This is a genomic window from Halobellus salinus (assembly GCF_014646875.1).
Lineage (GTDB): Archaea > Halobacteriota > Halobacteria > Halobacteriales > Haloferacaceae > Haloquadratum > Haloquadratum salinum.
Map to the genome: position 1 here is coordinate 1 of NZ_BMOC01000027.1, position 24,271 is coordinate 24,271.

Below are 24,271 nucleotides of genomic sequence, written 5' to 3' on the forward strand. Positions count from 1 at the left end.
CTCACCCGCTTCAACTACTTTGATTTACCGGCCTATCCCGACGCTGTCTAGTGATTCAATGGAGCCGTATGCCCGCACATCGGACACCGCTGGCTCGTGTACTCGGGGTTAATCCATCCAGTTGGGATACCCTCGAATGATGGCTTGTACGACGTGTAGCATTGCAGAGCGCGGAATGGAAGGTGATGCAAGCGTCGGTTCATCCGCGTGCCGTAGTCGATACTGTCGCGCATCTCTTTGAGGTCTTCAAAGGCGATGCACGGCCTCTCGAACTGACGGCTCAACTCCACGATGTGCCGACTTACCTTGTGGAGTCGGTCGCGGACGAACCGTTCTTCACGCCCTTCCAGCGTGTCGTGGATACTCTCTTTCCCCGCGTTCTGGATGCGCTTTCGCATCGTGAAGTAGCGGTGACGCTCGAACTTGATTTCGGGGAAGTCGATAACCAACGTATCCTCGACGCCATCCTCGGAGAGCGCAGTCAACGCGACGTTATCCTCGTTCATGTCCACACCGACGACTGTTCGTGAGTCGTGCTTGTCTCGAACGGTCTGCTCGGTGTTAGTGATGTTGACGTGTAACTCGGCGTTCTCATTGTACAAGAGGGCTTCTGCCGTCCCAATCTTCCACTCGTCGTTTTCGAGTGCGGTCTTGAGAATGTCAAGATGTGCGTTGTTACCCTCGGGGTCAAGCCGTTCGAGAATCTTCGATTCTCGTGATCACGGAAATCTTCGATTTCCGAACGACCCCGAGGCACTCGGCCTGCTCCGCCTGTAGATGCCATGGTCTCGATACAGGTCGTGGGACGCGACGAACCGCTGCCGGGAGACTGCTCGCGACGCGTCGGGATCTACTCGACTACTATGTTCGTCGACCAGTTGCTCTTTCTTTTCGCCGGCGAACGGAAACGAGACCCCCGAGGTCGTCGTGAACTCGTCGTACCGATCCCAATCCGAGGCCTGTCCCCCGTCGCCGGCCGACCGATGCGGAGGAGTCGTCGGTCGGTGACCAATGGTCGGTGGGCGTGTCTGTCGCGGCGGCGTCGACACGCCGCTCTCAGGGCAGCGCGGCGCGGCCGGCGTAGATCTGCCACCCGTCGTCGGCGCCCCGGTGGGTATACGCGTCCGGGGGCTCGATCCCCCACTCCCGGAGCCGTGAGTCGACGCCGTCGACGACCGTGGCGACGAACGACCCGTGTCCTCGCAGCGTCGGCGCCGGGGTTCCGTGCTCCAGCCGGAACGCGACGGACGCCGTTCCCGCGTCCAGCGCCGTCGGATCGCAGCCGATCCGGACCCGGAAATCGCTCCGGAGGCGCTGGTCGAGCGTGGTCGGGTCGTCGACCAGGATCGATCGTCCGAGGCCGTCGATGGCAGCGAGTACGGGATCCGGGACGTGGTTCACGCCACCGCCTCCGTAGCGGAGCGACGGTGCGACGTACCCCCCCTCATACGACGCGGACGTGGCCGGTGAGCCAGCGGCTGCCGAACCGACCGACGGACCGCTTCGAGCCGCCGAACCCGTAGGTGGCGGTCCGGTTGTCGGGTTCGGTGGGCGTGACGGTCTGTCGGATCTGCCGGCAGTCCCGTTCGAGCGGGCCGGTTTGCCGCCGGTTCGCCGGCGGTGCGACGTCGTACGCCGTCCCGATACCCGCGTTCGAGGCCGGATCGTCGTTCGAGGCCGGATCGTCGTTCGAGGCCGGACCGTCGTTCGACCCGGACGCGTCGAGTTGGGCCCCGATGACCCGCTCGGCGCCGTACGACGGGGTCGGCGCCGGGAGGCCCTCAACGGGGCAGTCCACGTCAGCCATACCGCAGCTATGGGGGTGCGGGTGAAGTCGTTGTCGTCGGGGTTGCCGACTGGCTGGCGCCCCCGGCGTCGACGCATCCACGGTGGCCGCCGACAGCGTCCGCCGCGACAGCGACATCGACTGCGCGTCCACCCGACACCGGCAACCCGGTGGTGTTCGGTCGCACCCTCCGGTGCGCTCCCGGCCGACGCGCTCAGACGCTGACGGCCGCGCCGGGGACACACACCGGGACGCGGGAAATGCGTGCTGTCGCGGGTGGTCACTACTGTGATAGTCACTTGACCAGCTCAACCCAGTCGGCGTTGTCAAACGGCGGGCCGTAGTCGATGTCCAGCCGGTCGTACACCGTCGCGGGGATCCCGATGTCCGCGAGGTGGAGCCCTCCGTCGACGGCGTCGAGCCCGGTTTTCGGGAGCGCGAGCGTGACCGTCCGGTCGGGGTGTACCCTGACGCCGTTGGTGTCACCGGTGGTGGCGTCCATCCCCGAGGGGACGTCGAGTGAGACCACCGGGTCTGCGGTTCGGTTCAGTGCCCGGATGTAGTTAGCGGCGGGCGGCCGCACCTCCCCGCTGATCCCGTAGCCGACGAGTGTGTCCACGCCGACGGTCGGTTCGCCGAACTGGTCGATCGGGTCGGGGTCGGTCGCGACTGTAACGTCAGTCGCTTCGAGGATGCGGCACTGGTGGGCGGCCGCGCCACTCAGGTCTGCCGGGGGTCGGTCAAGCACCACCCGGACCGGCACGTCGCGGTTCGCGAGGTGTCGCGCACACGTCAGCCCGCCGCCGCCGTTGCCGCCGTTGCCCGCCACCACCACGACGCTCTCGTCGTCGCGGACCGCACGGACGTGCCACGCCAGCGCCCGCCCGGCGTTTTCCATCATCTGCAGCAACCGGAGTCCAACCTCCTCAACCGCAACGCGGTCAACCTCCCGCATCCCGGCGGCGGTGACCGCCGTCACCTCGCGGCCCGCCGGCGTCCGGAACGTGTTTCGGGTCATACAGGGAGTGTCGTGAACCACTCACAAATAGTCCCGGTGGGAACCGGGTCGCGCCTCGCCAACTCCCTACACCGGACAGTTATTGCGGCTCCGGCCGCGTATACGAGTGTGACTCGGACTGCGAGAAGCGGACGCGGAGGTGGACCGTGGTCGAACTGGTGAGCGTCGCGGCGGTGGCGGAAAACGGCGTGCTCGGGCGCGACGGTGAACTCCCGTGGCCATCGATTCCGGTGGACAGACGCCAGTACCGCGAGCGAATCGCCGACTCCCCCGTTGTCCTGGGCCGGGTAACCTTCGAGTCAATGCTCGACGACCTGCCCGGAAGCGCCCAAATCGTGCTGAGCCGGTCGGAGTCGGCGTTCGACGTCGGGACGGCGCACCACGCTCCGGGGATCGACGACGCGATCGCGGTCGCGGAGTCGATGGGCGCCGAGCGGGCGTACGTGATCGGTGGAGCTGCCATCTACGACCTGTTTCAGCCCGTGGTCGACCGGATGGTGTTGAGCCGGGTCCACGGGGAGTACGAGGGTGATGCCTCGTTCCCGGCGTGGGACACAGCGGCGTGGGAACTGGTCGACACCGAGGCGCACGACCGGTTCAGCCTCGAGGAGTGGACGCGGCGGGAGTGACCACGTTGGGGGCGAACACCGACGCCTCCTCCCGTCGTCGGCCGGCACGCCACGGCCGGGGCGGTGTCCCCGTAGCCCGCGGGCGTCACCGACGCCATCGGGTCCGGGCTGGCGCGGACGGGCCTCCGGAGAAACGATAACGGTTAAACGCCACGTGGTCAAACCCCGAGATATGCAACGACGCGCCGCGGCGATATACGTCGCACTCTTCGTCCTCGTCGGTGCGGCCTCGTACTCCCTCATCGCGACCGCGCAGCAGCCGACGGTCGAGTTCGAGGAGCCGACGTACGAACTCACCCAGGGCGACCAACTCGACGCGGGCGGCCAGACCTACACGGTTGTGGGCGTTTCGGAGACCGGCGGCGAACTCGAGTACACCAACGAGTCGGATCGCTACACCGCCACGTGGGAGAACGACTCCACACAGACCGTTGACGACGAGGAGTGGCGGGTGGTTATTGCGGGCGATGACCCCACCGAGGTGACACTCCGCGAGGCGGTCAACGAGAGCGCGCTCCTCGCCGAAGACCCCGACGCCAGCGACGAGACCGTTGAGCAGAACGGCACCCGCTACGTCGTGATCAACAACTCCCGGTTAGTGTCCGCTTCGGAGTATTTCCCGGAGCCGGAGACCCGAACCTACACCCAGGGTGACACCCTTGATTACCGGGGCAACACCACCACCGTCGACTCGGTGACGGCCGACACCGCGGAGTTGGTGTGGACCGCGCCGCGGACGAACACCGTTGACGTCGGACACGAGGCGAACGTCACGATCGGCGACCAGACGCAGTTCGCGTACGTCCCCGACGGGTCGACGATCCAGCTGATCGACGACTACAGTCGCTACCGGCAACAGACCGCCGAGATCGACCAGTACCAGACTTACCGGAACGGGCTGTGGGGCGTGAGCATCGTGTCACTTCTCACCGCGGTGTTCATGACCGGCTTTGCGTACCTCCCCTCGCGGTACTGATCAACAGCCGGCTCCCGGGCGTTCCTCGTCGGCGCCGACTCCTCGACGCGGACCCGCCCACACACCGTCGAACCGGAGCCAACGACACCCCCCGTGGCCGTGCCCACACACGTCGTCTCACTTGTGTCCCCGCCTCCCGGCCGTCGTCCCACCGGCTTTCACCGCCGACGCCGACCCGGTGACACCGGTGTCACTCCGCTATTTAATCCGTTGGCGTCCCTACTGCGCGTATGAGTAAGGAGACACCTGTCACCGCGGCGCGGCCCGACAGCCCGATCCGGACCACCGGCACCGACCACATCACTATCTGGGGTAGTAACGAGGCGGACACACTCGCGTTCTACCGCGACCTGCTCGGTATGCCGGTGGTACTCCGACAGCCCAACCTCGATGATCCGTCACAGACGCACCTCTTTTTCGACACCGGTGACGGCCGCATCCTCACGGTGTTCGTTGGGGATCGGGCGTCGAACCGCGGGCCCCAGCGCGGCGGCACCGGGTCGGTGCACCACCTCTGTTTCAGCGTCGCCCCCGAGGATTTCGAGGACGTCGCCGCGGCGCTTGACGACGACGGCCGCAACTACAACGTCTTCGACCGGGGGATCTTCTTCTCGCTGTACACCCAGGACAACAACGGGCTCGTGATCGAACTCTCCACCGACAAGTACGACATCCCCGACGACCGCCGGGGGGAGGTGTTCGCAAAGGCCCAGGAGCTTCGTGTCGCGGACGGCGCCGACTACGCGAAAGACGACCACCTCGCGGCCGCCTTGGAGGAACTGGGCCTCGACGCCGACCCGTACGACCTCCCCGACGCCGCGTCGGGCGTCGGCGGCGTGCGGTAGGTTATAGAACGCACGGGGCGAACGCCCACAGCGTTAGCAGCAGGGGAACGGAGAGCGCGCGACGGGACCGATTACCCGCTTGGGCGTCTGAACGTGTAGTTCACACCGTCTGCGTCGACCGTGGGCGTGCCAGCGTCGTGATCGAAGGCGATCGAAGGCGAGCACAGCGGCGATATCGTGCGCAAAGCCGTGTAGTGGCATTCCCGTTCTGAGCGTTCCATCCCGTGTCCCCTCAACGTGTGCAGAGCCGAAGTCGATACGAACCTGGTCGTCACCAACCGTCACATCACCCGTCTGGCCGAATCGGCGCAGTTCAGTACTGAGTCTGTCCCACCCGTCGAGTTCCACTCGTGGTGTCATCTGTCGTTCATACTGTCGGATACAACCGCGTGAAGAGCTTCGGTACCACTGGGTGTCGAACTCCGTCACCCGACGACAGCCGACAGTCTCACACCTCGACGAGCACCTTGATCGCCGCCCGCTCGTCCATGGCGCGGTAGCCGTCCGCGACGTGCTCCAGATCCACGGTCTCGGTGAACACCGGCGCGGGGTCGAGCGTCCCGCGGAGGATGTCCGCCATGAGCTCCTCGGCGTACGCCCGGACCGGGGCGACCCCGCCACGGAGGGTGACGTTGTCGCCGAAAAAGGAAAACAGATCGAGCCCGTCGTCGAGCCCGTGGGGGACGCCGACGTAGCCGACGGTGCCGCCCGGTCGACACACCGCCGCGGCGAGATCCATCGACGACGCCGCGCCCACACACTCCAACACGTGGGCCGCGCCGCCGTGGGTCAGCTCCAGAATCCGCTCGACTGCGGCGTCGCCGCGGTCTGCGACCGTCGCGGTCGCGCCGAACTCCCGTGCGATGTCGAGTCGGTCCTCGTGGTGGCCGACGGCGATGATCCGTTCGGCGCCGAGCCGGCGGGCCGCGAGAACGCCACACAGCCCGACCGCGCCGTCACCGATCACGACACACGTGTCGCCGGCCCCGACACCCGCGCTCACCGCGGCGTGGTGGCCGGTGCCCATCACGTCGGTCAGCGGTAGCAGCGATCGGAGCGCCGCCTCGTCGTCGGCGTACCGATCCGGAACGCGGACCAGCGTGCCGTCGGCGTGGGGGCAGTTGATCTTCTCGCCTTGGGCGCCGCCGTTGTCGCCGCCCCACCCGTCGCCGTCGGTACAGGAAGTGTGGAGCCCCTTCCGGCAGAACTCACACGACCCGCACGAGATCTTGAACGGCGCGAACACCCGGTCGCCGGGCCCGACCGACCGGACGTCGTCGCCGACCGCCTCCACGATCCCCATCGGTTCGTGGCCGACCGTCGAGGGCACGTCGCGGTCGCTGTCGCCGCGGTAGAACCACAGATCAGACCCGCAGACCGCGGTGTGGGTCACCCGGACAAGGGCGTCGGTGGGGGCGGTGAGCTCCGGTTCGGGCCGATCCTCAACGCGGATGTCCCGCGGGCCGTGGTACACTGCTGCGCGCATACCCCGAGTGGGGGCGGCGCGGGCAAAAGTCCGGGGATCGACCCTCCCTCCGGGCTGACGTCTCTGCGGGGACAACCCGTCCCTCCGAGGCCCGGTCTCTGGCCTCGCTCGACCCGTTTGCCCGCATCAGCGGCGCTGCGACGGGTTCTCGGGTTGAAAAAGCTTAAACCCGGGCGTCTATATAACCTACATAGCAAAAATACTGGTATATACTCATATGATCCCGAGCCACCGAGCGACGTCGGCAGCCGCCACAGGACGATGACCCAGATCGGTCCCGAGATGGTTCCGGTCAACGCGGACGTGTTCAACCTCTTCATCGCGGGAGCGTTGGGTATGCTGCTGGGACTGGAACGGGAGTGGTCCAACAAGGCCGCGGGGATCCGGACGTTCACGCTCACCAGCCTGGTTGGTGTTGCGGCCGCCACCCTTGGTGAGGCCGTCCTGCTGGCGCTGGGCGGGCTTTTGGTGCTCGGCCAGGGGCTGCTGCTCGGCGCCCGCGGGCTGGTGTACGACGCCCGTGGGGAGGACACAAACGACGACTACGGGCTGGCGTTGACCACCTCAACCTCACTCTTGGTCGCCTACGTCGTCGGCATCCTCGTGGGGATGGAGTTCGTGCTCGTGGGTGTCGTGATCGCGATCACGTCGTCGTTCCTACTGGTGCTCCGGCGTGAACTCCACCAGTTCGCTCACCGGCTCTCACACAGTGAGGTCCGTGGTGCCGCGGAGTTTGCGATCATCGCGTTCGTGGTCTACCCCCTACTCCCCACCGGGACGTTCGGCCCGTGGAACGCGATCGATCCCCAGCTCATCTGGACGCTCGTGATCGCAGTTAGCGGGATCGGGTTCGCCAACTACGCGATCATGCAGCGGTACGGCGGGCGCGGAATGCTCATCACGGGGTTTTTCGGCGGGCTCGTCAACTCCACCGCGGTGATCGGCGAGATCGCAAACCGGGCGAAGGCCAACGGTGGGATCCTGACGCTCGCGGTGGCGACAGTGCTCGTGGCCGACGCCGCCATGGCGGTCCGAAACCTCGTGATCGTGATCGCGTTCGTCCCGCAGTCGGCGCTCAGCGTGGGGCTCCCGCTGGGACTCATCGCGGTCGGTGGGGTTGGGCTGACGGTCTACGAGCGCAACTGGGGCGGCGACATCGAACTCGACCTCGAATCGCCGTTCTCGAGTCGAAACGCGCTGACGTTCGGCGCGCTGTTTCTGACGGTGCTCGTCGCCACCGCCGCCGCCCAGGAGATGTTCGGGACCGCGGGCTTTCTGGTCACCAGTTTCTTCAGCGGCCTCCTCTCCAGCGGCACGACGACGGCCACCGCAGTTTCACTCACGAGCACCGGGCAGATCACGCCGGCGACCGCCGCACAGGGCGTGTTGGCCGGCACGCTCGCGAGCATCATGGTCAAGATCTGGCTCGCCGCGGGCATCAACCGCAACCTGCTCGTGCCGGTCACGATCCGGTCGGCGCTTCTCTCAGCCCTGGGGCTCGCCGGCGTCCTCGTCGTCCAGTTCGTGTAGCCGCCGCCCGGATCGGCACACCGCCGCGAACCGACAGTCGTTGATGACCGCGCCGTCGACGCCGCGGGCCCGGAGTTCGAGCACCTCCGATTCGGTCTCGGCGGTCCAGGCGTTGACCCCGACCCCCCGGTCGTGGGCCTCCTCCACGACGTCGGTTTCGAGACAGCTGTCGACGTCCGGGTGGACGTACGCACACCCGAGGTCGGCGGCGGCGGCGACTGCGGCCTCCACGTCGAAGTCGACGGGTTCCTCGGCGTAATACAGGTGCGCAGTCGTCTCCGCGCCGGCGTCGCGAGCCGCGGCGACGTCGTCGGGGTAGAACGACGAAACGACGACCTCGTGGTCGTACTCCGCCGCAACCGCGACCGTCTCGGTCGCGACGTCCCGGCCCTTCAACTCGAGGTTCAGCCCCACGTCCTCGGGAACGGTTTCGAGCACCTCGGTCAGCCGCGGGATCGGTTCTTCGCTCCCGAGAATCGACACGTCCTCCAGAACCGCCATCGGCGTCGACGCCACCTCCCCGGTGGCGTCGGTCACCCGGTCAAGGGTGTCGTCGTGGAAAATAACCAGTTCCCCGGAGCCACACCGCCGGACGTCGGTCTCGATCATCCCGACGTGCGGGGCGGCGCCGCGGAACGCCGCCAGCGTGTTCTCGGGGTACTGCGTGAGACACCCGCGGTGGGCGATCGGCCGCACGTCACCGCCCTCCGAACCCGGGGTCCGTCGCTCCCGGCGTCACGGCTCCGGGGTCGTGTAGACGGTGTCCGACGCGGCTTCTTCCCGTACCGAGGAGTGATAGACCGCGCTCCCGGTGTCGTCGAAGACGTGGAGCCGGTCCTCGTCGACCGCAAGCTCCAGGGTGTCGCCGGGGCTGATCGCGCTCCGGGCCTCGGCTTTGACGTGGAGTTCGTCGTCTCCCACGTAGCAGTGGATCAGCAGCGACTCCCCCAGCGGTTCGGTGACCGACACCTCGGCCTCGAACGTCTGGGCGTCGGCCGGGGCGTTCACCGCCAGCGACACGTCCTCCGGGCGCACGCCGAAAGCCGCCGCCGGCGGCTGGTCGGTGAACCGGTCGCCGTTCGGCAGCGACAGCTCGAACGCCTCGTGGACGGCGCTGACGCTGTCGCCGTCGTACTCCAGATCGACGGGCACGATGTTCATGGCGGGACTACCGATGAACTCCGCGACGAAGCGGGTCTCGGGGTAATCATAGAGCACCTGCGGTGGGTCGACCTGCTCGATGCGGCCGTCGTTCAACACCGCAACCCGGTCGCCCAAGGTCATGGCCTCGGTCTGGTCGTGCGTCACATACAGGGTGGTGGCGTCGAGCTCTTGGTGGAGCTGGAGGAGCTCCGCGCGCATCTGGACCCGAAGCTTCGCGTCGAGGTTGCTGAGTGGTTCATCAAGCAGGAACACCTCGGGTTCACGCACCAGCGCCCGACCGATCGCGACCCGCTGTCGCTCCCCGCCGGAGAGCTCGCCGGGGCGCCGGTCCAGCAGCTCCAGAATGTCGAGGACTTCGGCGGCTTCCTCGACCCGGTCGTCGATCTCGTCGTCGGTGTAGTCCGAGACCGAGTTCATTCCGAACTTCATGTTCTCCGCGCCGGTCATGTGTGGGTACAGCGCGTAGTTTTGAAACACCATCGCGATACCCCGCTCCTTCGGGGGCAAATCGTTGACCCGACGGTCGCCGATCCGGAGGTCGCCGGTCGTGATCGACTCCAGTCCCGCGATCATGCGGAGCGTGGTCGACTTCCCACACCCCGACGGCCCGACGAGGACGAGGAACTCCTCGCTCTCGATGTCGAGGTCGATGTTGTCGACTGCCGTTACGTCGTCGAACTTCTTGGTGAGTCCGTCAATAGATATGTTTGACATCTCGAATCACTTCTGTTGGATCGCCAGCGTCTCGAGCAGCGGCCGGTGCATCACGATGAGTACCACAAGCGGCGGCAGCAGGGCGATGATGGCGCCGGCCATAATCAGCCCCCACTGTGTGAGCCCCGACTGCGCGGCCCCCTGGATGAACCGCAACCCGACCTGGACGACCTGTTTGCTCTGATCGGTCATGATGATCAGCGGCCAGAGGTACTGGTTCCACGAGTAGATGAACGTGATCACCGACACGCCGGCGATCATCCCCTTCGACATCGGAATCAGGACCTCCCACAGGAACGTCAGCGGCCCGACACCGTCGAGGTGTGCGTTCTCCACGAGAGAGGCCGGGATCGCCATAAAGTGCTGTCTGAACAGGAACACCGCGGTCGCGCTCGCGATATACGGCCCGGTGATCGCCATTATGGTGTTGCCCCACCCCAGTCGCGACATCAGGTCGAACAGCGGCACGATCCGCACCGGGACGGGGAGCAAAAGCGTGAGCAGGATGAACATGAAGATCGCCCGCTCGTAGGGGAGTTTGTAGTAGACTAACGCCAGGGCGGCGAACAGCGACAGAGCGACCTTCCCGACCACGATGATCGCCGACATGACGATCGAGTTGATGATATACTGCCCGAAGTTGTACTGGGTCAGCGCGGTCTCGTAGTTCGACAGCCCCTGGCTGCCGACCCCGACGTTCGTCACCTGGTACACCTCGGAGGTGTTCTGGGTGCTCATGATCAACGCGAGGATCAGCGGCAGCCCCATGAGGAGGATCGAGAAGATCAATCCGCCGTGGATGAGCACCCGCTCGGTGTCGACGCCCTCCGGCAGCAGCCCCGCCAGCGCGGAGTCGGGGTTGGTTCGCGTCGCCATCTACGTTCGCCCCCCGGCCGGCGTGTGAGTGGTTCCTGTCATCCTATCCCCCGTAGTGGGCGCGGCTCTCCGAGATTCGTAACTGGACGTACATGAGTATTGCGACGACTGCGAACAGCACGACCGACTCCGCCGACGCGAGCCCGAGGTTGCTGAACTCGAAGGCGTCGCGGTACAGTTTGAAGATCAGCAGGTTCGTCGCGCCGTCCGGACCGCCGCTGGTCATCAGGTCGACCAAGGGGAACGTCGCGAAGAACGCGTAGATGGTGTCGATGATCACTAGAAACACGAGTGTCGGTGACATGAGCGGGACGTACACCTTATACAGCATCTTGAGGTGGCCGACCCCGTCGAGCTGTGCGGACTCCGTCAGCGTGCCGGGGATGTTGTTCAAGGCGGCGACCATGAAGATGATGTTGTACCCCAGCTGCTTCCAGATCGCGACGACCGCGACGATCACGAACGCCTGTGGCCCGTTCGTGAACCAGTCCAACGACAGTCCCGTGAGCAGTTCTAAGTAGTGGGTGATGATCCCGAGCGAGGGATGCAGCAGGAACAGAAGCACTGACGCCGCGACCGCGGTCGGCAGCGCGTACGGCCAGATTGCGGCGATCAGGTACGTCGACGCCCCCACGTCGACCTGGAAGAGCAGATACGAGACGAAAAGCGACACCGCCAGCGTCCCGACTACCACCACCGCCGCGAACGCGACGGAGATGGCGAAGCTCTTGTGATACGCCGCAGAAGTCGCGAGCGTCCGGTAGTTCTCGAGCCCCACGAAACTCTTCTGGGCGCCCAGCAGGATCGTCTGCTGGAGGCTCAACCGGAACGTCTCCAGTCCGGGGTAGTATAAAAATGCGATCAGGACAACGAACGTCGGCAGTAGCAACACCGCTGCCTGCCACTTGGAGTCGAACGGTTTGGTGAATTCCGGCATTTGTTGCGTGAAAGTGGTGTGGCCTCTCAGTGCTCGGCGGCGGGGCCCGTTCTATGAGACCCGGTCGTTGTAGCTCTGGATCGCGCTGTCGACGTCGCTTTTGACACCCTCGAGCGCGCTGGCGACGTCCGTACCCTCGTTTTGGATCATCTCGACGTAGCCCTCCTCGATGATGGTCCGGACCTCCGGGAACGGCCCCATCAGGGCACCGCTGGTCGCGGCGGTGCTCTCGGTCTCGTTGAGCTGGTCGATCGCCGTCCGGAACGACGGGTTCTCCTCGTAGAAGCCGTCCTCCTCCAGCTGGCTGATGGCTCCCTCGTGGACCGGGAAGTACCCCGTCCCGCGGTGCCACGACGCCTGCTGCTCGGGCTGGGTTATGTACACCAGCAGTTCGCCGGCCGCCTGCTGCTGGGCGTCCGACAGCCCCTGGGGGACCCACAGCGACGCCCCGCCGATGGGGATGCCGGTGCGGTTGCCGCCGGGGGCGGGCAGGTACGCGGTGTCGAGTTCGAACCCGTTGTCGGCGGCGCCTTGCTTCATCGGCGCGATGCTCGACGTTGAGTAGATGATCATCCCGGTCTCCTGGGTGAGGAACGCCTGCTGGGCCTCGCCCCACGCCTCGATCCCGGGGTTCAGGTACTGATCCTGGTTGTAGAGGTCGACCCACCACTCGAAGATGTTCTCTGCGGCGTCGGAATCGAGGTTCGACTCCGTCGCCCGGCCCGAGCGGCCGTTGTCGTTGTTGACGAGCGTGGTGTCCTGCTGTGCCATCCACCCCTCGACGAACCACGAGTGGTTCGGGAACGTCATGCCCTTCGTGATGTCGGTCTCGCTCGTCAGCGTGTTCGCGGCCTCGGTGACGCCCTGGTACGTCGTCGGCGGAGAGTCGGGGTCGAGCCCCGCCTCCTCGAAGGCGTCCCGGTTGTACATCATGATCGCGTTACTCGAGTTGAACGGCATCGAGTTCAACTCCCCGTCGACCCGGTAGAAGTCAAGCACCGGGTCAAGGAAGTTGTCGAAGTCGATCTGGCCGCTCGGGATGATCTCCTCGACGGGCACGAACGCCTGGCTATCGAGGGCGAGTTGGGTTCCGATCTCGAAGATCTGCGACAGCGCCGGCGGGTCGCCGGAGCCCACCGCCTGCGTCGTGGCGTTGAGGTTGTCCCGGTAGCTGTTCCGGGAGGTGGTCTCGACGGTGATCCCGTCACTCTGTTCCTCGAAGCTATTCACGATGTCGTCGACCCGCTGGGCGAGGTCGCCGCCCATGGCGTGCCAGAACTTGATCGTGACGTCGCTTCCGCCGCCCGATCCCATCGTTGTCCCATCCCCGCTGGAGTCGTCTCCGCCGGAGTCGCTGTCGCCGGAGCCGCTGTCCCCACCGCCGTCGCCGCCCTGGCCCGAACAACCTGCCAGCCCCGCAACGGTCGCCGCACCGGCCCCTTGGATGAATCTGCGCCGCGACTTCGCTGAGTTCATTCTCACTTTCGTTGTGTCGTTGGATGCCTACATAACTCTTTGGTATCTTCTATATATACTGCTCCGGAGCAGTTCGAACACCGGACCTGCCGACGGATCTCAGCGGGTCTTGTGAGTGATACGACCTGTTCGACCGCCAGACACGTTGAAACACTGCCCCGGACAAATATTGAGCCCAATATAGGCCTCAATAGTGCGGTGGCTCTGTCCGGCCACTCGGCGCAGAGCCGCCCGGGTCGCAAACCGAAGCGGGCCACCGCTTCCGGGGGCTTCGGTCACTGGCGCACAAACTGTCCGGCCGCGATCCCACCCCGCCTGCTGATCACCCATCAGAGCAATCGGCAGTCGAAGCACCAGTTCACGCGTCAGCAGTGCGAGTACGAACTGAACGCCGACGGTAACGCGAGCAAGACTACTGCTCGGAAAATTCTCACACGTCTCCACCCGGGGCAGAAGTCTTCGGGCGGAGGGGTACCCTGTCAGTGTGCGCTACCGTCAGGGGCGTCGAACCTGCACGGCTACACTGCCCCCGTGCGGGCGACGGCAGCAGGGGAGTCCACTGGCGAGCCCACGGGTTCGGCCGTGGGTCACCGACAACTCCCGTATCGGATGCGGGTGTCGGTCCCTGAGGTGGTCCGGCGTCGTCAGCGCACCTTCCGCCGCAGGTACGCCGAGACGACCTCGCTGACGATCACGATTCCGAGGATCGCGATCAGGATCGTGAGCACCTGTTGCCACGCGAAGAAGTTGATGGAGGTGTTGAGTTCGACGCCGATCCCGCCGGCCCCGACAAAGCCGATGATCGTCGACGCGCGGACGTTGATGTCCCACCGGTAGGTGGCGACGCCGATGAACGCGGGTTTGATCTGCGGGACGATGCCGTAGATCGCGGCCTCGACCGAGTTCGCCCCGGTCGCTTGGATCGCCTCGACTTGGCCGGGGTCGATCTCCTCGATGGACTCCGCGATCAGTTTCGAGCAGAACCCGATCGATCGGACCGCGATGGCCAGCGTCCCCGCCAGCGCACCGGAGCCCAACACGATCACGAACACCAGCGCCCAGATGATCACGTTCACCGACCGCGACGCCGAGATGATGAACTTCCCGAGGAGGAAGGTGTACCTGTTCGGGGTGGTGTTCTCCGCGCCCAGAAGCGACACGGGGATCGACATGAGGATCGCGAGGGCGGTCCCCAGAATCGCGATGTGGACCGTCTCAATCAACGGCGAGACGACCGCCCCGGTGTACCCCACGTTGGGCGGGTACATCCGGTTGACCAAGTCCATGAACTCGACGGGTGCCGTGCCGAGGTAGCTGTAGTTGATCTGCAGCAACTGCCAGGAGACCGCGGTGGCGACAACCGCGATCAGGATCAGGACGTACCGACCGACCCGCTGCTGCGGCGTCCGTCGCTCCCAGGTCCGGTAGTCGGTCATTGGATCCGCCCTCTGACGTAGGTGCTGATGAGTTCACCGATCATGACGATGGCGATGATCGCGAGGATGATTGTGAGGAAGAAGTCGTAGTCGTACTGGTCGAAGGAGTTCAACAGGGTCCCGCCGATACCGCCGGCGCCGACGATCCCCACGATGGTGCTGTGGCGAATGTTGATGTCCCACCGGTAGATTGAGAGCCCGACGATCCGCGGCATGACCTGGGGGATTACCCCGAACAGCATCGTCTGGATCCGGCTTGCACCGGTGGCCTCGACGGCCTCCATCTGGCCGGTGTCGATGTCCTCGATCTCCTCGGCCAGCAGTTTCGCGAAGAAGCCGATGGTCTTGTACGACAGCGCGATCACGCCAGCGAGCGCGCCGATCCCGACCGCCTTGACCGCGATGATCGCGATGATGAGCTCGTGGAGCGCCCGGGACCCGGTGATGATCCCTCGACCGGTCCAGTAGACCGGTTTCGGCGCGATGTTCTCGGCGGCCATGAACGCAACCGGGATCGACAGGAGCACGCCGACGATCGTCGCGATCACCGACATGGCTACGCTCTCGACCAGTCCCTCGATCAGGAGGTCGTTTTTGAACTGGGTGGTGACCTCCGGTGGGACCATCCCCTGGATCAGCCCGACGGCGGCGCCCCACCCGGTGACGATCCGGTCGAGAGAGATCCGCATGTTCCACGCGCTCCACACCAGAAACACCGCGATGGCGGCGTACACCGCCCACTTCACGTAGTGGTTGTAGAACGCGGTGGGGCGCGACCACTCCCGACGGGGTTGTTGTTCGGTCGCCATGTTAGGTGCTTCTGAGGTCGCCTTCTTCGGTGACCGCTTCGCCCGGGGCGTCGGCCGCCACGACCTTCCCAGCCGGACCGGCGCCCTCCGGGATCTCCTCGCCCCGGTAGATCTGGCCTTTCGCGGTCTCGTCGAGGTCAGGGGGATCGCCCTCGAACACCTTCTGCCCGTCGCGGAGCCCCACAACGCGGTCGGCGTACTCCACCGCGAGGTCGACCTCGTGGATGTTGATCAACACCGGGATGTCGTCTTCGGCGGCGATCTCCGTGAGGAGGTCCATAACCGCCCGGGAGGTCTCGGGGTCGAGGCTGCTTGTCGGTTCGTCGACCAGCAGGATCTTCGGCCGCTGGAGGATCGCCCGCGCGATCCCGACCCGCTGGCGCTGGCCGCCGGAGAGTTCGTCCGCGCGGTTGTCCTCGTGGCCTTTGAGCCCGACGCGGTCGAGCACTTCGTAGGCGCGTGCGATGTCGTCGCCCGCGAACTTCCGCCGGAACGCGTCCCAGGTACTGACGTACCCGAGCCGGCCCGACAGGACGTTCTCCATGACGGTCAACCGCTCGATGAGGTTGTACTCCTGGAAGATCATCCCCATGTCGCGGCGGGCGTCCCGGAGCTCTCCCCCGGAGAGGCCGGTGATCTCCAGGCCGTCGAGTTCGACGCTGCCGCCGGTGGGCTCGGTGAGACGGTTGACACACCGGATGAAGGTGCTTTTGCCGGCCCCGCTGGGCCCGATCATGGAGACGGTCTCGTTGCCCGTCACGTCCAAGGAGACGCCCTTCAGCGCCTCGTCGCCGGAAGAGTACGTTTTCTGTAGGTCGGTTACTGAGAGCATAGTTAGGTTATGAAACGAGTGCAGTATAAAACGACGCGGAACTATGGCCGCTACCCTTCGAGGTTGCCCGTGTTGTATTCGACCTCGAGCGACTCCTGGATCTGGAGGATGATGTCCCAGACCGTCGCGTAGTCGATCTCGATCCAGGTGCCGCGGCCCTCGAACTCCTCGGCGATCGTGGTGTCTTGGTAGTCGTAGTCGAGGAACGCCGCGCGAACCCCCTCTTGGATGTCGGGGTGGAGGGTGTTGACGTGCGAGAACGCCGTCGTCGGGAACGGGTCGGACGCGTAGACGGTCTTGATCTGTTCGGGATCGATCTGTCCGTCGTTGACAACGCGGGCGTAACACGTCGAACACACCGGTGCAGCCTCGTAGTCGCCGTTAGCGACGCCGAGGGAACTCTGCTGGTGGCCGCCGGAGTAGCTCACCTCGTAGTCCTCCTCGGGGACGACGCCCTGGTTCTCGAACAGCGCACGCGGTGCGAGGTTCCCGGAGTTCGACGAGGGGTCGGCGTGGGCGACGTTCTGCATCGGGTCGCCCGCGAGATCGTCCAGCGAGCCGATGTCCTCGTTGTCGACCTGCGTGATCAGCCAGAGCCGGTAGCCGAACGACCCGTTCTCCCCGGAGCCGTCGATCTGGACCGAGAACGGCACCGCGTTGGCGATGTTGACCGCGTACGGCACCGCACCCGTCGAGAAGCCGGCGAGGTGGAGGCGCTCGGACCGCATGGCCTCGACCTGTGCGGCGTAGGAGTCGAGCGCCGCGTAGTTGACTTCTTTACCGGTCTCCTCGGCGATGTTGTCGAGCAGCGGCCGCAGCGTCTCCTCGTAGACCGTCGGGTCCTCGGTCGGCGTCAGCGAGAACTCCAGGGTGTCGGGATCGAGCCACTCGCTTTCGTCGTCTGGGGTCTCGGCGACCGACGCGCCGTACCGCGGCTCGTCGCGGGGATTCTCCTGGAGCCGTTCGAGGTCGTTCAGCGACCCGGTCTCGAAGCCCGAATCCAGCAGCGTGTCGGTGAGTTGCGGGAACTCGGGGTCTGCCGGATCGAACTCCGGGTAGGTCGACGGATCGACGTGGTCGGGCGCGTCGCCGCCGTCGCCGCCGGACCCGGTGTCCGTGTCGGTGTCACCACCGCCGTCGTCGCTACCGCCCCCACCGCCGCCACTACAACCGGCGATGCCCGCGAGGGTCGCCGCGCCGATCCCACTGACGAACTTGCGCCGGTCTACTTTACGCATATTTGGATATATAATAATTCACAACTTAACGCTTTCTATCGTTCTATACCGTGGTCTACGCCGCCCTATGTCCACCTATGTAGACGCGCGAACGGGTCGACCCGGTGTCGCGCCGGTGGGCTCGATAGCCTCAGGTGGCTCCGCCCCGTTTCTCGGGGTGTGATGGACCGCCCGCGACTCCGCCGCCCCGAGTACACGGGGTCGAACCGGTGCCGCGCCTGCACGGCCGTGAACGCTGCCGTCCTGCTCGTGGTGGCCGCCCTCGTCGGACTCCGTAGCCCGCCCGCCGCCGCCGGCGTCGCTGCCGTCGGGGCGGCGCTCATCGCCCTCCGCGGCTACCTCGTCCCCTTCACGCCGCGCTTTGCGCCCGCGCTCGTCGACCCGCTCCCGGGAGGACTCTTCGATCACCGCGGCCCCGCCGACTCCGACGCGCTCGCCGACGTCGACGCCGACGACCCGGACCCGGAAGCGGTCCTTCGGGCACTCGCCGACGCCGGTGTCGTGGCCGCCGACGGCGACCGCCTCGGGGTCACCCCGGCGTTCGAGACGGCCTGGCGCGAGCGGATGGCCGACCTCGCGGCCGCCCCCGACGACCGGCTCGTGACGGTCGCCCGCGATGCGACCCCGTCGGTTGAGTCGGCACGGGTCGAACGCACCGGACCGGAGGCGTTCCTGGTGGTCACCGGGGTCGACGGCTCGGTGGCCTGGCTCCGCCGTCCGGTCGCGGTCGCCGCGGTCGCCGCGGTCGCGGCTCTCAGCGACACCGACCTCCCTCCAGCGCTCCGGGCGGTCGCCGCCGACGCGGTGTGTGCGTTCCTCGACACCTGTCCGGTCTGCGGCGACGACGCTGTCGAGCGACGGCTCGACGACTGCTGCGGCCACAGCCTCGGCGAGCCCGGATCGGACCCACCACACGGCGTGGCGTGTGAGACGTGTGGGGTCGCGTTCCACCGATTCGCGTAGCGCCGTCGCGGGCGCGGCCCCGCTGTCACCCGCCGTCCCCGTGGCTGCACCGTTCGATCGTCGTGCCGTAGGGCGTACGGCTCGAGTGCCGCGGGTGCCCCGCCTTCGTCGTCCCGACCACGTGCAGGTCGACGCCGAGGCGTCGGGCGACCGCCCGGCCCCGCCATCGCTTCCCACCGGCGCTGCCCCACCCGACGACGACCCTGTCGGCCGCACGCGCCGCGGCCGCAACGTGGGCGTCGTTCTCGGGGCCCACCGGCGCGGGGTGGGCGTTGAGGTCGGACGGGTCGGAACTCCGCAGCGTGAAGCGGTTCCCACACCGGGTGACAGTCGGGTCGTCGGCCGTCGGTTGTCGGTGCTGAGGTTGAGGAGCACGAACGCCGCGGTCGGTCCCCCTGCCCACGTCCGCGGCAGTCGGTAGCGGTAGGTTCCGCCCCCACCGAATGTGGCGCCGGCGTCCGTGTACGCCGGCGTCGGCGGATCGGCCCCCGGCGAGTCGACAGTGGCCATCGCCGGTGGCTGGTGCGGGCACGGGCGGCTTCGGTCTGACGCCGTTGACCACAACACGACAAAGAAACGATTATAACGATGTCGGGCGGCCTCGGACGTATGAACGCGAAACGGTTTGCAGTCGCCATTTTCGGGCTCTCGGTTGCGGTCGTCATCGGCGTTCTCGCCTACGAGTTCATCGCGCCCCTGACGATCGCGGTGTTCCTCTACTACTCGACCCGCCGGTACCACCGGTTGCTCGGCCGGTTCCGGCTCCCCGCCAACGTCCGCGCCGTTATCGCGATCGGCTCGTTGGCGCTCCCGCTCGTCCTGCTCGTGAGCTACGCTACGGTGCTTCTGGTGGTTGAGGCGCGGCAGTTCGTCGAGCAGTACGCCCTCGTTGATGTCGCCGCCCGGAACGTCGAGTGGTTCGGCGGCGTTAGCTCCCTCCCCGAGTTCTCGCTCCCGGGGCTCTACGACGCCTACCAGTCGGGTGACCTCGACCCGTTCGTGGGGTTTGCGACCGAGCACGCCGCGTTCCTGACCTCGCTTGTCTCGCAGTTCTTCTTGAACCTCTTTGTCACGCTCATCGTCACCTACTACCTCCTGATCGACGGCCATCGCATCAGCGGGTGGTTGCTCCGGTTCGACGACGAGGCCCTCATCCGGGAGTATCTTGAGGCGGTCGACGAGGAACTGGAGGCCGTCCTGTTCGGCAACCTCCTGAACGTGCTCGCGATCTCGCTCATCGCCATCGGGGCGTTCAGCGTGTACAACGTTGTCGCACCAGCGCCCGCAGAGGTTCCATACCCCGCCCTGGCCGGCGCGCTCACCGGCGTCGCCAGCCTGATCCCCGTTGTCGGTATGAAGATCGTCTACCTGCCGCTCACTGCGGTCGCCGCACTCCCCATCCTGCTGGGGGGCGACCCGGTGAACCTGGTGTGGATCGCCGGGTTCCTTGCGGTCGCGATCGTGATCGTCGACACCATCCCGGACCTGGTGCTCCGGCCGCTGCTCTCCGGCGAGGAGACCCACGTCGGGCTGTTGATGCTCGGGTACACCATCGGGCCGGTGGTGTTGGGCTTCTACGGCCTCTTTTTTGCGCCGATCCTGCTGGTCGTCGGGCTGACGTTCGCCAACACCGCGCTCCCGCGGCTCCTGGGTGCCGACGCGCGCCGGTCCGTCGAGTGACGGCAGGCTTGGGCCGCCCCGCCGCCCCACCGCCCCGCCGCCCCGATACTCTCGGCTACGGCCACACGACTCATACCGCCGCCGTCCTACGTGTCTGTATGCATATCTTCTGGCACCAGCGGGACCTTCGGATCCCCGACAACCGAGGGCTCACACGCGCCGCGGCCGACGACACGACACTCCCGGTGTACGTCGTTGACCCCGACCTCCTGAAACAGGTCGGACGGCGGCAGCGGGCGTTCCTGTTGGACGGCGTCCGAAAACTCCGGGAGCGGTACCGCGAACTGGACTCGGAACTCGTCGTCCGCTCGGGCGCGCCGGCCGAGGTCCTCGCCGACCTCGTCGACGCCACCGACGCCGACCGGGTCTACTACAACACTCACTACCGGCCGGCGCGCCGGAACCGCCAACGCCGGGTCGACGGCGCGGTCCCGACCGAGTCGGCGACGGACCTCGTGCTCGTCGACCCCGCCCGGCTGGAGTCTGACTACCCGAACCACAGCCGATTCTACGACGACTGGCAGGCCGAATCCAAACTCCCACCGTCGGCGACCCCCGACGCCGACGCGTTGGCGTCGGTCGCCGGCGACGCCGGCGGTACCATCCCCGACGTTGACGCCGATATCGATCTCCCCGAAGCGGGACACCGCGCCGCCCGCGAGCGGTACGACCGGTTCCTTGACGCGGGGATCGAGACGTACAACGACACCCGCGACGACATGCGCCTCGCCGTCGAGCGCCCGGTCGGCGCGGTCTCGCGGCTCTCGCCGTACCTCGCGGCGGGGATGATCGGCATCCGGGAGGTGTGGGCCGACGCCACCGAGCGGCACGACGCCGCCGCCGGAAACGCCCGTCGGAACATCGGGAAATACCGCTACGAGCTGTCGTGGCGCGAGCAGAACTACCACCTGCTCTATCACAACCCCACGTTGCTCGTGGAGAACTACGAGCACGTCCCCAACCCGATCGCGTGGGAGAACGACCCGGAGCAGTTCGAGGCGTGGAAACGCGGCGAAACCGGCTACCCGCTGATCGACGCCGGGATGCGACAGCTGAACACCGAGGGGTATATTCACAACCGGCCGCGCCAGAACGTCGCGTCGTTTCTGACGAAACACCTGCTCGTCGACTGGCGAAAGGGCGCGCGGTATTTCACCCGGCAGCTGATCGACCACGACCCCGCGAGCAACCACGGCAACTGGCAGTGGATCGCCTCCACCGGCACCGACAGCGTTGACGTCCGGATCTTCGATCCCGTCGCACAGCTGTCGAAATACGACGACGGCGCCCACTACGTCACGGCGTACGTGCCCGAACTCCGTGACGTCCCCGCCCGGAAGGTCGTGGAGTGGCCGAACCTCTCCCGCGCGGAGCGCGAACGGCTCGCGCCGGCGTACCCCCACCCGATCGTCGATCGCAACGAGGCCTACGACCGCGCCCAGCGGACCTTCGAGCGGGCGCTCGGGAAGCGGTGACTCACGCGGGCGCGAGCAGGACGCTCACGCCTCAGCCGTGGGTGGCGTCCGACTCAGTCGCGAACTTGACACCGGTGATCTCGAAGCGGGCGCCGCCGTCGTCGCCGCTTGTCACGCACACGTCCCAGCCGTGAGCCTCGGCGATCTGTCGCACGATGCTCAGCCCGAACCCGGTGCCCGACCCCGAGGTGGTGTATCCCGCGTCGAACACGTCCGCGCGATCCGCCTCGGGGATCCCCGGGCCGTCGTCTTCAACGTAGAACCCGCGGCGGTCGGGGAGAGTGCCGACCGTGACCGTGACGGCGTCGCCGCCGTGTTTGACCGAGTTCCGGAGGAGGTTCTCGAGCAGTTGGCGGAGCCGGGGCTCGTCGGCCCGGACCAACACCCGGCTCGGCTCGACCCGCAGCGTCGCGGCGTCGGGGTCGGTGGTCTCCCAGGCCTCCCCGGCGAGCCCAACGACGTCAACGTCGGTGACTGCTTCGACGTGCATACCCCCGCGGGCCAGGGTCAGCAGGTCGTCGATCAGGGTCTCCATCCGCGACAGCGCCCGTTTCAGGGGCGGAACGTGGTCGCTGTCGACCGTCTCCGAGAGGAGTTCCGCCCGGCCCGAGGCGGTCTGAAGCGGGTTCCGGAGGTCGTGGGAGACAACGCCTGCGAACTCCTCTAACCGGTCGCGCTCCCGCTGGAGCTGCCCCCGCGCCTTCTGACGCTCCAGCTCGTAGCTGGCCCACCGGGTGAGCAGTTCAACGAACGTCCGCTGGGTGTCGGTGAACGGCTCGTCGCGTTCGCCGGTGTCAGCGAAACAGAGCGTGCCGTACAGCTGCCCGTTGACTTCGACGCGGCCCCCGATGTAGATTCCGAGACCGGAGCGGTCGTACGCGGGGTCGTCTTCCCACCCCTCGTCGGCGGCGTTGACCACGGTCAGGATGCGGTCGAGTTCGATGGTGCGCCTGCAGTAGGCCTCGTCCAGCGGGCAGCTCTCGCCGACCTGCAACCCCGGGTGGGCCGCGACCGACTGCTTGACGTGCTGGGTTCCCTGGTCGATCCGGGTCAAAATCCCGTTGTCGACGTCCAGATACTCGGTTCCGAGCCGGAGCATCGCCTCCACTTTCTCCTCGAACGTCCGGTGGCTATCCGACGACACCGCGTACAGTTCCTGGAAGGCCTGGAGGCTCTCTCGGCGCCGCTGCTCCAGCTGTTGTTGCTCCGTCACGTTCCGGAAATACACCGACAGCCCGGAGCGTGAGGGGAAGACGCGGACGTCGAACCAGGCCCCGAGCGGCTCGTAGTACTCCCGGAACGACACCGGTTCCTGGGATGCCAACGCGTCGTGATACCGGTGGTAAAACTCGGTGTTGACGGCGTCCGGAATCGACTCCCAGAGGTGTACTCCGTCGACCGTTCCCGTGTCGTCGAGGGCCCCATCCGATACCGCGGATCGAAGCACCTCACGCGCGGCGTCGTTGGCGTAGGTGATCTGCCAGTCGGCGTCAACCGCGAACACGGCGTCAGCCATCCGGTCGAGAACCGTCCGGAGGTCAACGTCGGCGGTGGAGACTGACGAACTGCCGTCCATACATACGTTGGGTCTCCGATTGGGTTAGATGTACCGGAGTCGTGTACCAATCCCGACCGCACGCCTCGCAGTCAGTCCGATCTCAGCGCCGTATGGCGCGGCTGGAACGACTACCTGCTGTGCTTTGCTGGACGCACCCCCCTGTTCCCGTGCCTTGTTTTGCCGCTGGCTGACTGTAGTTTCAGACGCTCTCACAGGAAGATTCCGTCAAGCTAACCGGGAATTGGACGCCGTCTGGCGATATGGGATCGCTCAGACGGCTAGCGATGCTGTGTCGAGATCTTGCCAAACAGCACGTAGATGACCCTGACGTACCCGCCGCGCCGGACGGCGCGGACGGGTACGCCAAGTGGACACAAATCGCGTTGATTTTGTTCCGCGTTGAGTTGGAGAAGAGTCTTCGTGAAACTGAAGACTACCTCGACGAGATGCCTGGTATCCTCGCTGTATTTGATCTCGACGAGGCACCACACCACAGTTCGGTCTGCCGGTGGGAAGACGAGTATCGGATGCGTGAACTCCGCCGCCTGCTCCGCGCTTCGGCGGAGCAGGCGGGCCGGAGTGGTGAAGCCGCAGTCGATGCAAGTGGCTTCCAGCGTGATCAGACCAGCTATCACTACCGTGACCGTGCGAACTACTCGTTGCAGTCGATGAAGACAACGATCTTGATCGACGTGAACTCCCTAGCGATCAAAGACGTTCATTTCACGACACGGAAGGCGTGGGACGGCCACATCGGGATGCAGGTCTTCCGCCGGTAGTACCTAGCGTAACTTTTGAAGATAGTCACCGAGATGATCATCGATCCAAGAGGCCGCGAAACTA

General features: G+C 66.2%; 22 protein-coding genes and 3 pseudogenes. 9 read left to right on the top strand and 16 right to left on the bottom strand.

Features of this window, described 5'->3' with window-relative positions:
* Positions 1-53: 53 nt before the first annotated feature.
* From IEX72_RS14150 to IEX72_RS14165, 4 genes and pseudogenes are all read right to left on the bottom strand, one after another.
* Positions 54-683 (bottom strand): annotated as a pseudogene (locus IEX72_RS14150) (IS200/IS605 family accessory protein TnpB-related protein); the annotation flags it as partial.
* A 373-nt stretch (positions 684-1,056) separates the two neighbouring features.
* A complete protein-coding gene (locus IEX72_RS14155) occupies positions 1,057-1,401 on the bottom strand; it encodes a hypothetical protein (RefSeq protein WP_188788473.1) in 345 nt (114 codons plus the stop codon).
* A gap of 43 nt (positions 1,402-1,444) precedes the next feature.
* On the bottom strand, positions 1,445-1,807 hold the full coding sequence (locus IEX72_RS14160) for a hypothetical protein (protein ID WP_188788475.1): 363 nt from the start codon (positions 1,805-1,807) through the stop codon (positions 1,445-1,447).
* Between the two features lie 274 nt (positions 1,808-2,081).
* Complete coding sequence (locus IEX72_RS14165; protein WP_188788477.1) at positions 2,082-2,804, bottom strand: NAD(P)H-hydrate epimerase; 723 nt, start codon at positions 2,802-2,804, stop codon at positions 2,082-2,084.
* A gap of 146 nt (positions 2,805-2,950) precedes the next feature.
* Between IEX72_RS14165 and IEX72_RS14170 the strand changes: the two genes are divergently transcribed.
* The 3 genes from IEX72_RS14170 (at position 2,951) to IEX72_RS14180 (ending at position 5,254) form a co-directional block, all read left to right on the top strand.
* Entirely contained in the window at positions 2,951-3,433 is a 483-nt protein-coding gene (locus IEX72_RS14170) for a dihydrofolate reductase (protein WP_188788479.1), read from the top strand.
* Between the two features lie 172 nt (positions 3,434-3,605).
* A complete protein-coding gene (locus IEX72_RS14175; RefSeq protein WP_188788481.1) occupies positions 3,606-4,409 on the top strand; it encodes a hypothetical protein in 804 nt (267 codons plus the stop codon).
* A gap of 230 nt (positions 4,410-4,639) precedes the next feature.
* On the top strand, positions 4,640-5,254 hold the full coding sequence (locus IEX72_RS14180; protein WP_188788483.1) for a VOC family protein: 615 nt from the start codon (positions 4,640-4,642) through the stop codon (positions 5,252-5,254).
* 448 nt (positions 5,255-5,702) lie between these two features.
* Here the strand turns inward: IEX72_RS14180 and IEX72_RS14185 are convergent, their stop codons facing one another.
* Positions 5,703-6,740: a zinc-dependent alcohol dehydrogenase family protein gene (locus tag IEX72_RS14185; RefSeq protein WP_188788485.1), complete on the bottom strand. Its 1,038-nt coding sequence runs from the start codon at positions 6,738-6,740 to the stop codon at positions 5,703-5,705.
* A 261-nt stretch (positions 6,741-7,001) separates the two neighbouring features.
* On the opposite strand from IEX72_RS14185, the gene IEX72_RS14190 reads away from it, so the two are divergent.
* Positions 7,002-8,270, top strand: coding sequence for an MgtC/SapB family protein (locus tag IEX72_RS14190; protein ID WP_188788487.1), 1,269 nt, complete (start codon positions 7,002-7,004; stop codon positions 8,268-8,270).
* On the opposite strand, the gene IEX72_RS14195 is transcribed toward IEX72_RS14190, so the two are convergent.
* Genes IEX72_RS14195 through IEX72_RS14215 form a run of 5 tightly spaced genes read right to left on the bottom strand, consistent with a single transcriptional unit; the run spans position 8,226 to position 13,437 of the window.
* Positions 8,226-8,966 (bottom strand): glycerophosphodiester phosphodiesterase, encoded by a 741-nt coding sequence (locus tag IEX72_RS14195; protein WP_188788489.1) that lies wholly within the window; start codon positions 8,964-8,966, stop codon positions 8,226-8,228. The two genes, IEX72_RS14190 and IEX72_RS14195, sit on opposite strands and share 45 nt — an antisense overlap.
* 39 nt (positions 8,967-9,005) lie before the next feature.
* Positions 9,006-10,148, bottom strand: a complete 1,143-nt coding sequence (locus tag IEX72_RS14200; protein ID WP_188788491.1) for an ABC transporter ATP-binding protein — start codon at positions 10,146-10,148, stop codon at positions 9,006-9,008.
* Between the two features lie 6 nt (positions 10,149-10,154).
* Positions 10,155-11,024 carry a carbohydrate ABC transporter permease gene (locus IEX72_RS14205; RefSeq protein WP_188788493.1) on the bottom strand — a complete coding sequence of 290 codons (870 nt, stop codon included), beginning with the start codon at positions 11,022-11,024 and terminating at the stop codon, positions 10,155-10,157.
* A gap of 43 nt (positions 11,025-11,067) precedes the next feature.
* Entirely contained in the window at positions 11,068-11,961 is an 894-nt protein-coding gene (locus tag IEX72_RS14210; protein WP_188788495.1) for a carbohydrate ABC transporter permease, read from the bottom strand.
* Positions 11,962-12,012: 51 nt separating this feature from the next.
* A complete protein-coding gene (locus IEX72_RS14215) occupies positions 12,013-13,437 on the bottom strand; it encodes an ABC transporter substrate-binding protein (protein ID WP_188788497.1) in 1,425 nt (474 codons plus the stop codon).
* A gap of 324 nt (positions 13,438-13,761) precedes the next feature.
* Between IEX72_RS14215 and IEX72_RS15295 the strand changes: the two are divergent.
* Positions 13,762-14,028: pseudogene (locus IEX72_RS15295) on the top strand (RNA-guided endonuclease InsQ/TnpB family protein); the annotation flags it as partial.
* Positions 14,029-14,081: 53 nt separating this feature from the next.
* On the opposite strand, the gene phnE (IEX72_RS14220) reads toward IEX72_RS15295, so the two are convergent.
* From phnE (IEX72_RS14220) to phnD, 4 genes are read right to left on the bottom strand one after another with little or no spacing between them, the layout of a single operon-like run.
* Positions 14,082-14,873: a phosphonate ABC transporter, permease protein PhnE gene (gene phnE / locus IEX72_RS14220; protein ID WP_188788500.1), complete on the bottom strand. Its 792-nt coding sequence runs from the start codon at positions 14,871-14,873 to the stop codon at positions 14,082-14,084.
* Complete coding sequence (gene phnE / locus IEX72_RS14225; protein ID WP_188788502.1) at positions 14,870-15,682, bottom strand: phosphonate ABC transporter, permease protein PhnE; 813 nt, start codon at positions 15,680-15,682, stop codon at positions 14,870-14,872. Before phnE (IEX72_RS14225) ends, phnE (IEX72_RS14220) begins: the two co-directional genes overlap by 4 nt.
* A 1-nt stretch (position 15,683) precedes the next feature.
* Positions 15,684-16,514 (bottom strand): phosphonate ABC transporter ATP-binding protein, encoded by an 831-nt coding sequence (phnC, locus tag IEX72_RS14230; protein ID WP_188788504.1) that lies wholly within the window; start codon positions 16,512-16,514, stop codon positions 15,684-15,686.
* A gap of 50 nt (positions 16,515-16,564) precedes the next feature.
* Complete coding sequence (phnD, locus tag IEX72_RS14235; protein WP_188788506.1) at positions 16,565-17,752, bottom strand: phosphate/phosphite/phosphonate ABC transporter substrate-binding protein; 1,188 nt, start codon at positions 17,750-17,752, stop codon at positions 16,565-16,567.
* A gap of 162 nt (positions 17,753-17,914) precedes the next feature.
* On the opposite strand from phnD, the gene IEX72_RS14240 reads away from it, so the two are divergent.
* On the top strand, positions 17,915-18,715 hold the full coding sequence (locus IEX72_RS14240; RefSeq protein ID WP_188788507.1) for a hypothetical protein: 801 nt from the start codon (positions 17,915-17,917) through the stop codon (positions 18,713-18,715).
* A gap of 25 nt (positions 18,716-18,740) precedes the next feature.
* On the opposite strand, the gene IEX72_RS14245 is transcribed toward IEX72_RS14240, so the two are convergent.
* The gene (locus IEX72_RS14245) at positions 18,741-19,118 is read right to left on the bottom strand and encodes a DUF1643 domain-containing protein (protein ID WP_188788510.1); all 378 of its coding nucleotides are present in this window, start codon (positions 19,116-19,118) and stop codon (positions 18,741-18,743) included.
* 206 nt (positions 19,119-19,324) lie between these two features.
* Here IEX72_RS14245 and IEX72_RS14250 point away from each other — a divergent pair, with 206 nt between their 5' ends.
* Both IEX72_RS14250 and IEX72_RS14255 read left to right on the top strand, forming a co-directional pair.
* On the top strand, positions 19,325-20,395 hold the full coding sequence (locus tag IEX72_RS14250; RefSeq protein WP_188788512.1) for an AI-2E family transporter: 1,071 nt from the start codon (positions 19,325-19,327) through the stop codon (positions 20,393-20,395).
* Positions 20,396-20,493: 98 nt separating this feature from the next.
* Positions 20,494-21,870, top strand: coding sequence for a cryptochrome/photolyase family protein (locus IEX72_RS14255; protein ID WP_188788514.1), 1,377 nt, complete (start codon positions 20,494-20,496; stop codon positions 21,868-21,870).
* A 31-nt stretch (positions 21,871-21,901) separates the two neighbouring features.
* Here the strand turns inward: IEX72_RS14255 and IEX72_RS14260 are convergent, their stop codons facing one another.
* Entirely contained in the window at positions 21,902-23,446 is a 1,545-nt protein-coding gene (locus tag IEX72_RS14260; protein WP_188788516.1) for a PAS domain-containing sensor histidine kinase, read from the bottom strand.
* A 242-nt stretch (positions 23,447-23,688) separates the two neighbouring features.
* Between IEX72_RS14260 and IEX72_RS14265 the strand changes: the two are divergent.
* Positions 23,689-24,204, top strand: a pseudogene (locus tag IEX72_RS14265) (IS5/IS1182 family transposase); the annotation flags it as partial.
* Positions 24,205-24,271 lie beyond the last annotated feature (67 nt).

Bases quoted from the DNA above. Each gene is read 5' to 3' on its own strand.
- IEX72_RS14250 (WP_188788512.1), top strand. From the start codon at position 19,325: ATGAACGCGAAACGGTTTGCAGTCGCCATTTTCGGGCTCTCGGTTGCG.
- phnC (WP_188788504.1), bottom strand. From the start codon at position 16,514: ATGCTCTCAGTAACCGACCTACAGAAAACGTACTCTTCCGGCGACGAG.
- IEX72_RS14180 (WP_188788483.1), top strand. From the start codon at position 4,640: ATGAGTAAGGAGACACCTGTCACCGCGGCGCGGCCCGACAGCCCGATC.
- IEX72_RS14175 (WP_188788481.1), top strand. From the start codon at position 3,606: ATGCAACGACGCGCCGCGGCGATATACGTCGCACTCTTCGTCCTCGTC.
- phnE (WP_188788502.1), bottom strand. From the start codon at position 15,682: ATGGCGACCGAACAACAACCCCGTCGGGAGTGGTCGCGCCCCACCGCG.
- phnD (WP_188788506.1), bottom strand. From the start codon at position 17,752: ATGCGTAAAGTAGACCGGCGCAAGTTCGTCAGTGGGATCGGCGCGGCG.
- phnE (WP_188788500.1), bottom strand. From the start codon at position 14,873: ATGACCGACTACCGGACCTGGGAGCGACGGACGCCGCAGCAGCGGGTC.
- IEX72_RS14165 (WP_188788477.1), bottom strand. From the start codon at position 2,804: ATGACCCGAAACACGTTCCGGACGCCGGCGGGCCGCGAGGTGACGGCG.
- IEX72_RS14210 (WP_188788495.1), bottom strand. From the start codon at position 11,961: ATGCCGGAATTCACCAAACCGTTCGACTCCAAGTGGCAGGCAGCGGTG.
- IEX72_RS14185 (WP_188788485.1), bottom strand. From the start codon at position 6,740: ATGCGCGCAGCAGTGTACCACGGCCCGCGGGACATCCGCGTTGAGGAT.
- IEX72_RS14255 (WP_188788514.1), top strand. From the start codon at position 20,494: ATGCATATCTTCTGGCACCAGCGGGACCTTCGGATCCCCGACAACCGA.
- IEX72_RS14205 (WP_188788493.1), bottom strand. From the start codon at position 11,024: ATGGCGACGCGAACCAACCCCGACTCCGCGCTGGCGGGGCTGCTGCCG.
- IEX72_RS14260 (WP_188788516.1), bottom strand. From the start codon at position 23,446: ATGGACGGCAGTTCGTCAGTCTCCACCGCCGACGTTGACCTCCGGACG.
- IEX72_RS14160 (WP_188788475.1), bottom strand. From the start codon at position 1,807: ATGGCTGACGTGGACTGCCCCGTTGAGGGCCTCCCGGCGCCGACCCCG.
- IEX72_RS14240 (WP_188788507.1), top strand. From the start codon at position 17,915: ATGGACCGCCCGCGACTCCGCCGCCCCGAGTACACGGGGTCGAACCGG.
- IEX72_RS14215 (WP_188788497.1), bottom strand. From the start codon at position 13,437: ATGAACTCAGCGAAGTCGCGGCGCAGATTCATCCAAGGGGCCGGTGCG.
- IEX72_RS14190 (WP_188788487.1), top strand. From the start codon at position 7,002: ATGACCCAGATCGGTCCCGAGATGGTTCCGGTCAACGCGGACGTGTTC.
- IEX72_RS14200 (WP_188788491.1), bottom strand. From the start codon at position 10,148: ATGTCAAACATATCTATTGACGGACTCACCAAGAAGTTCGACGACGTA.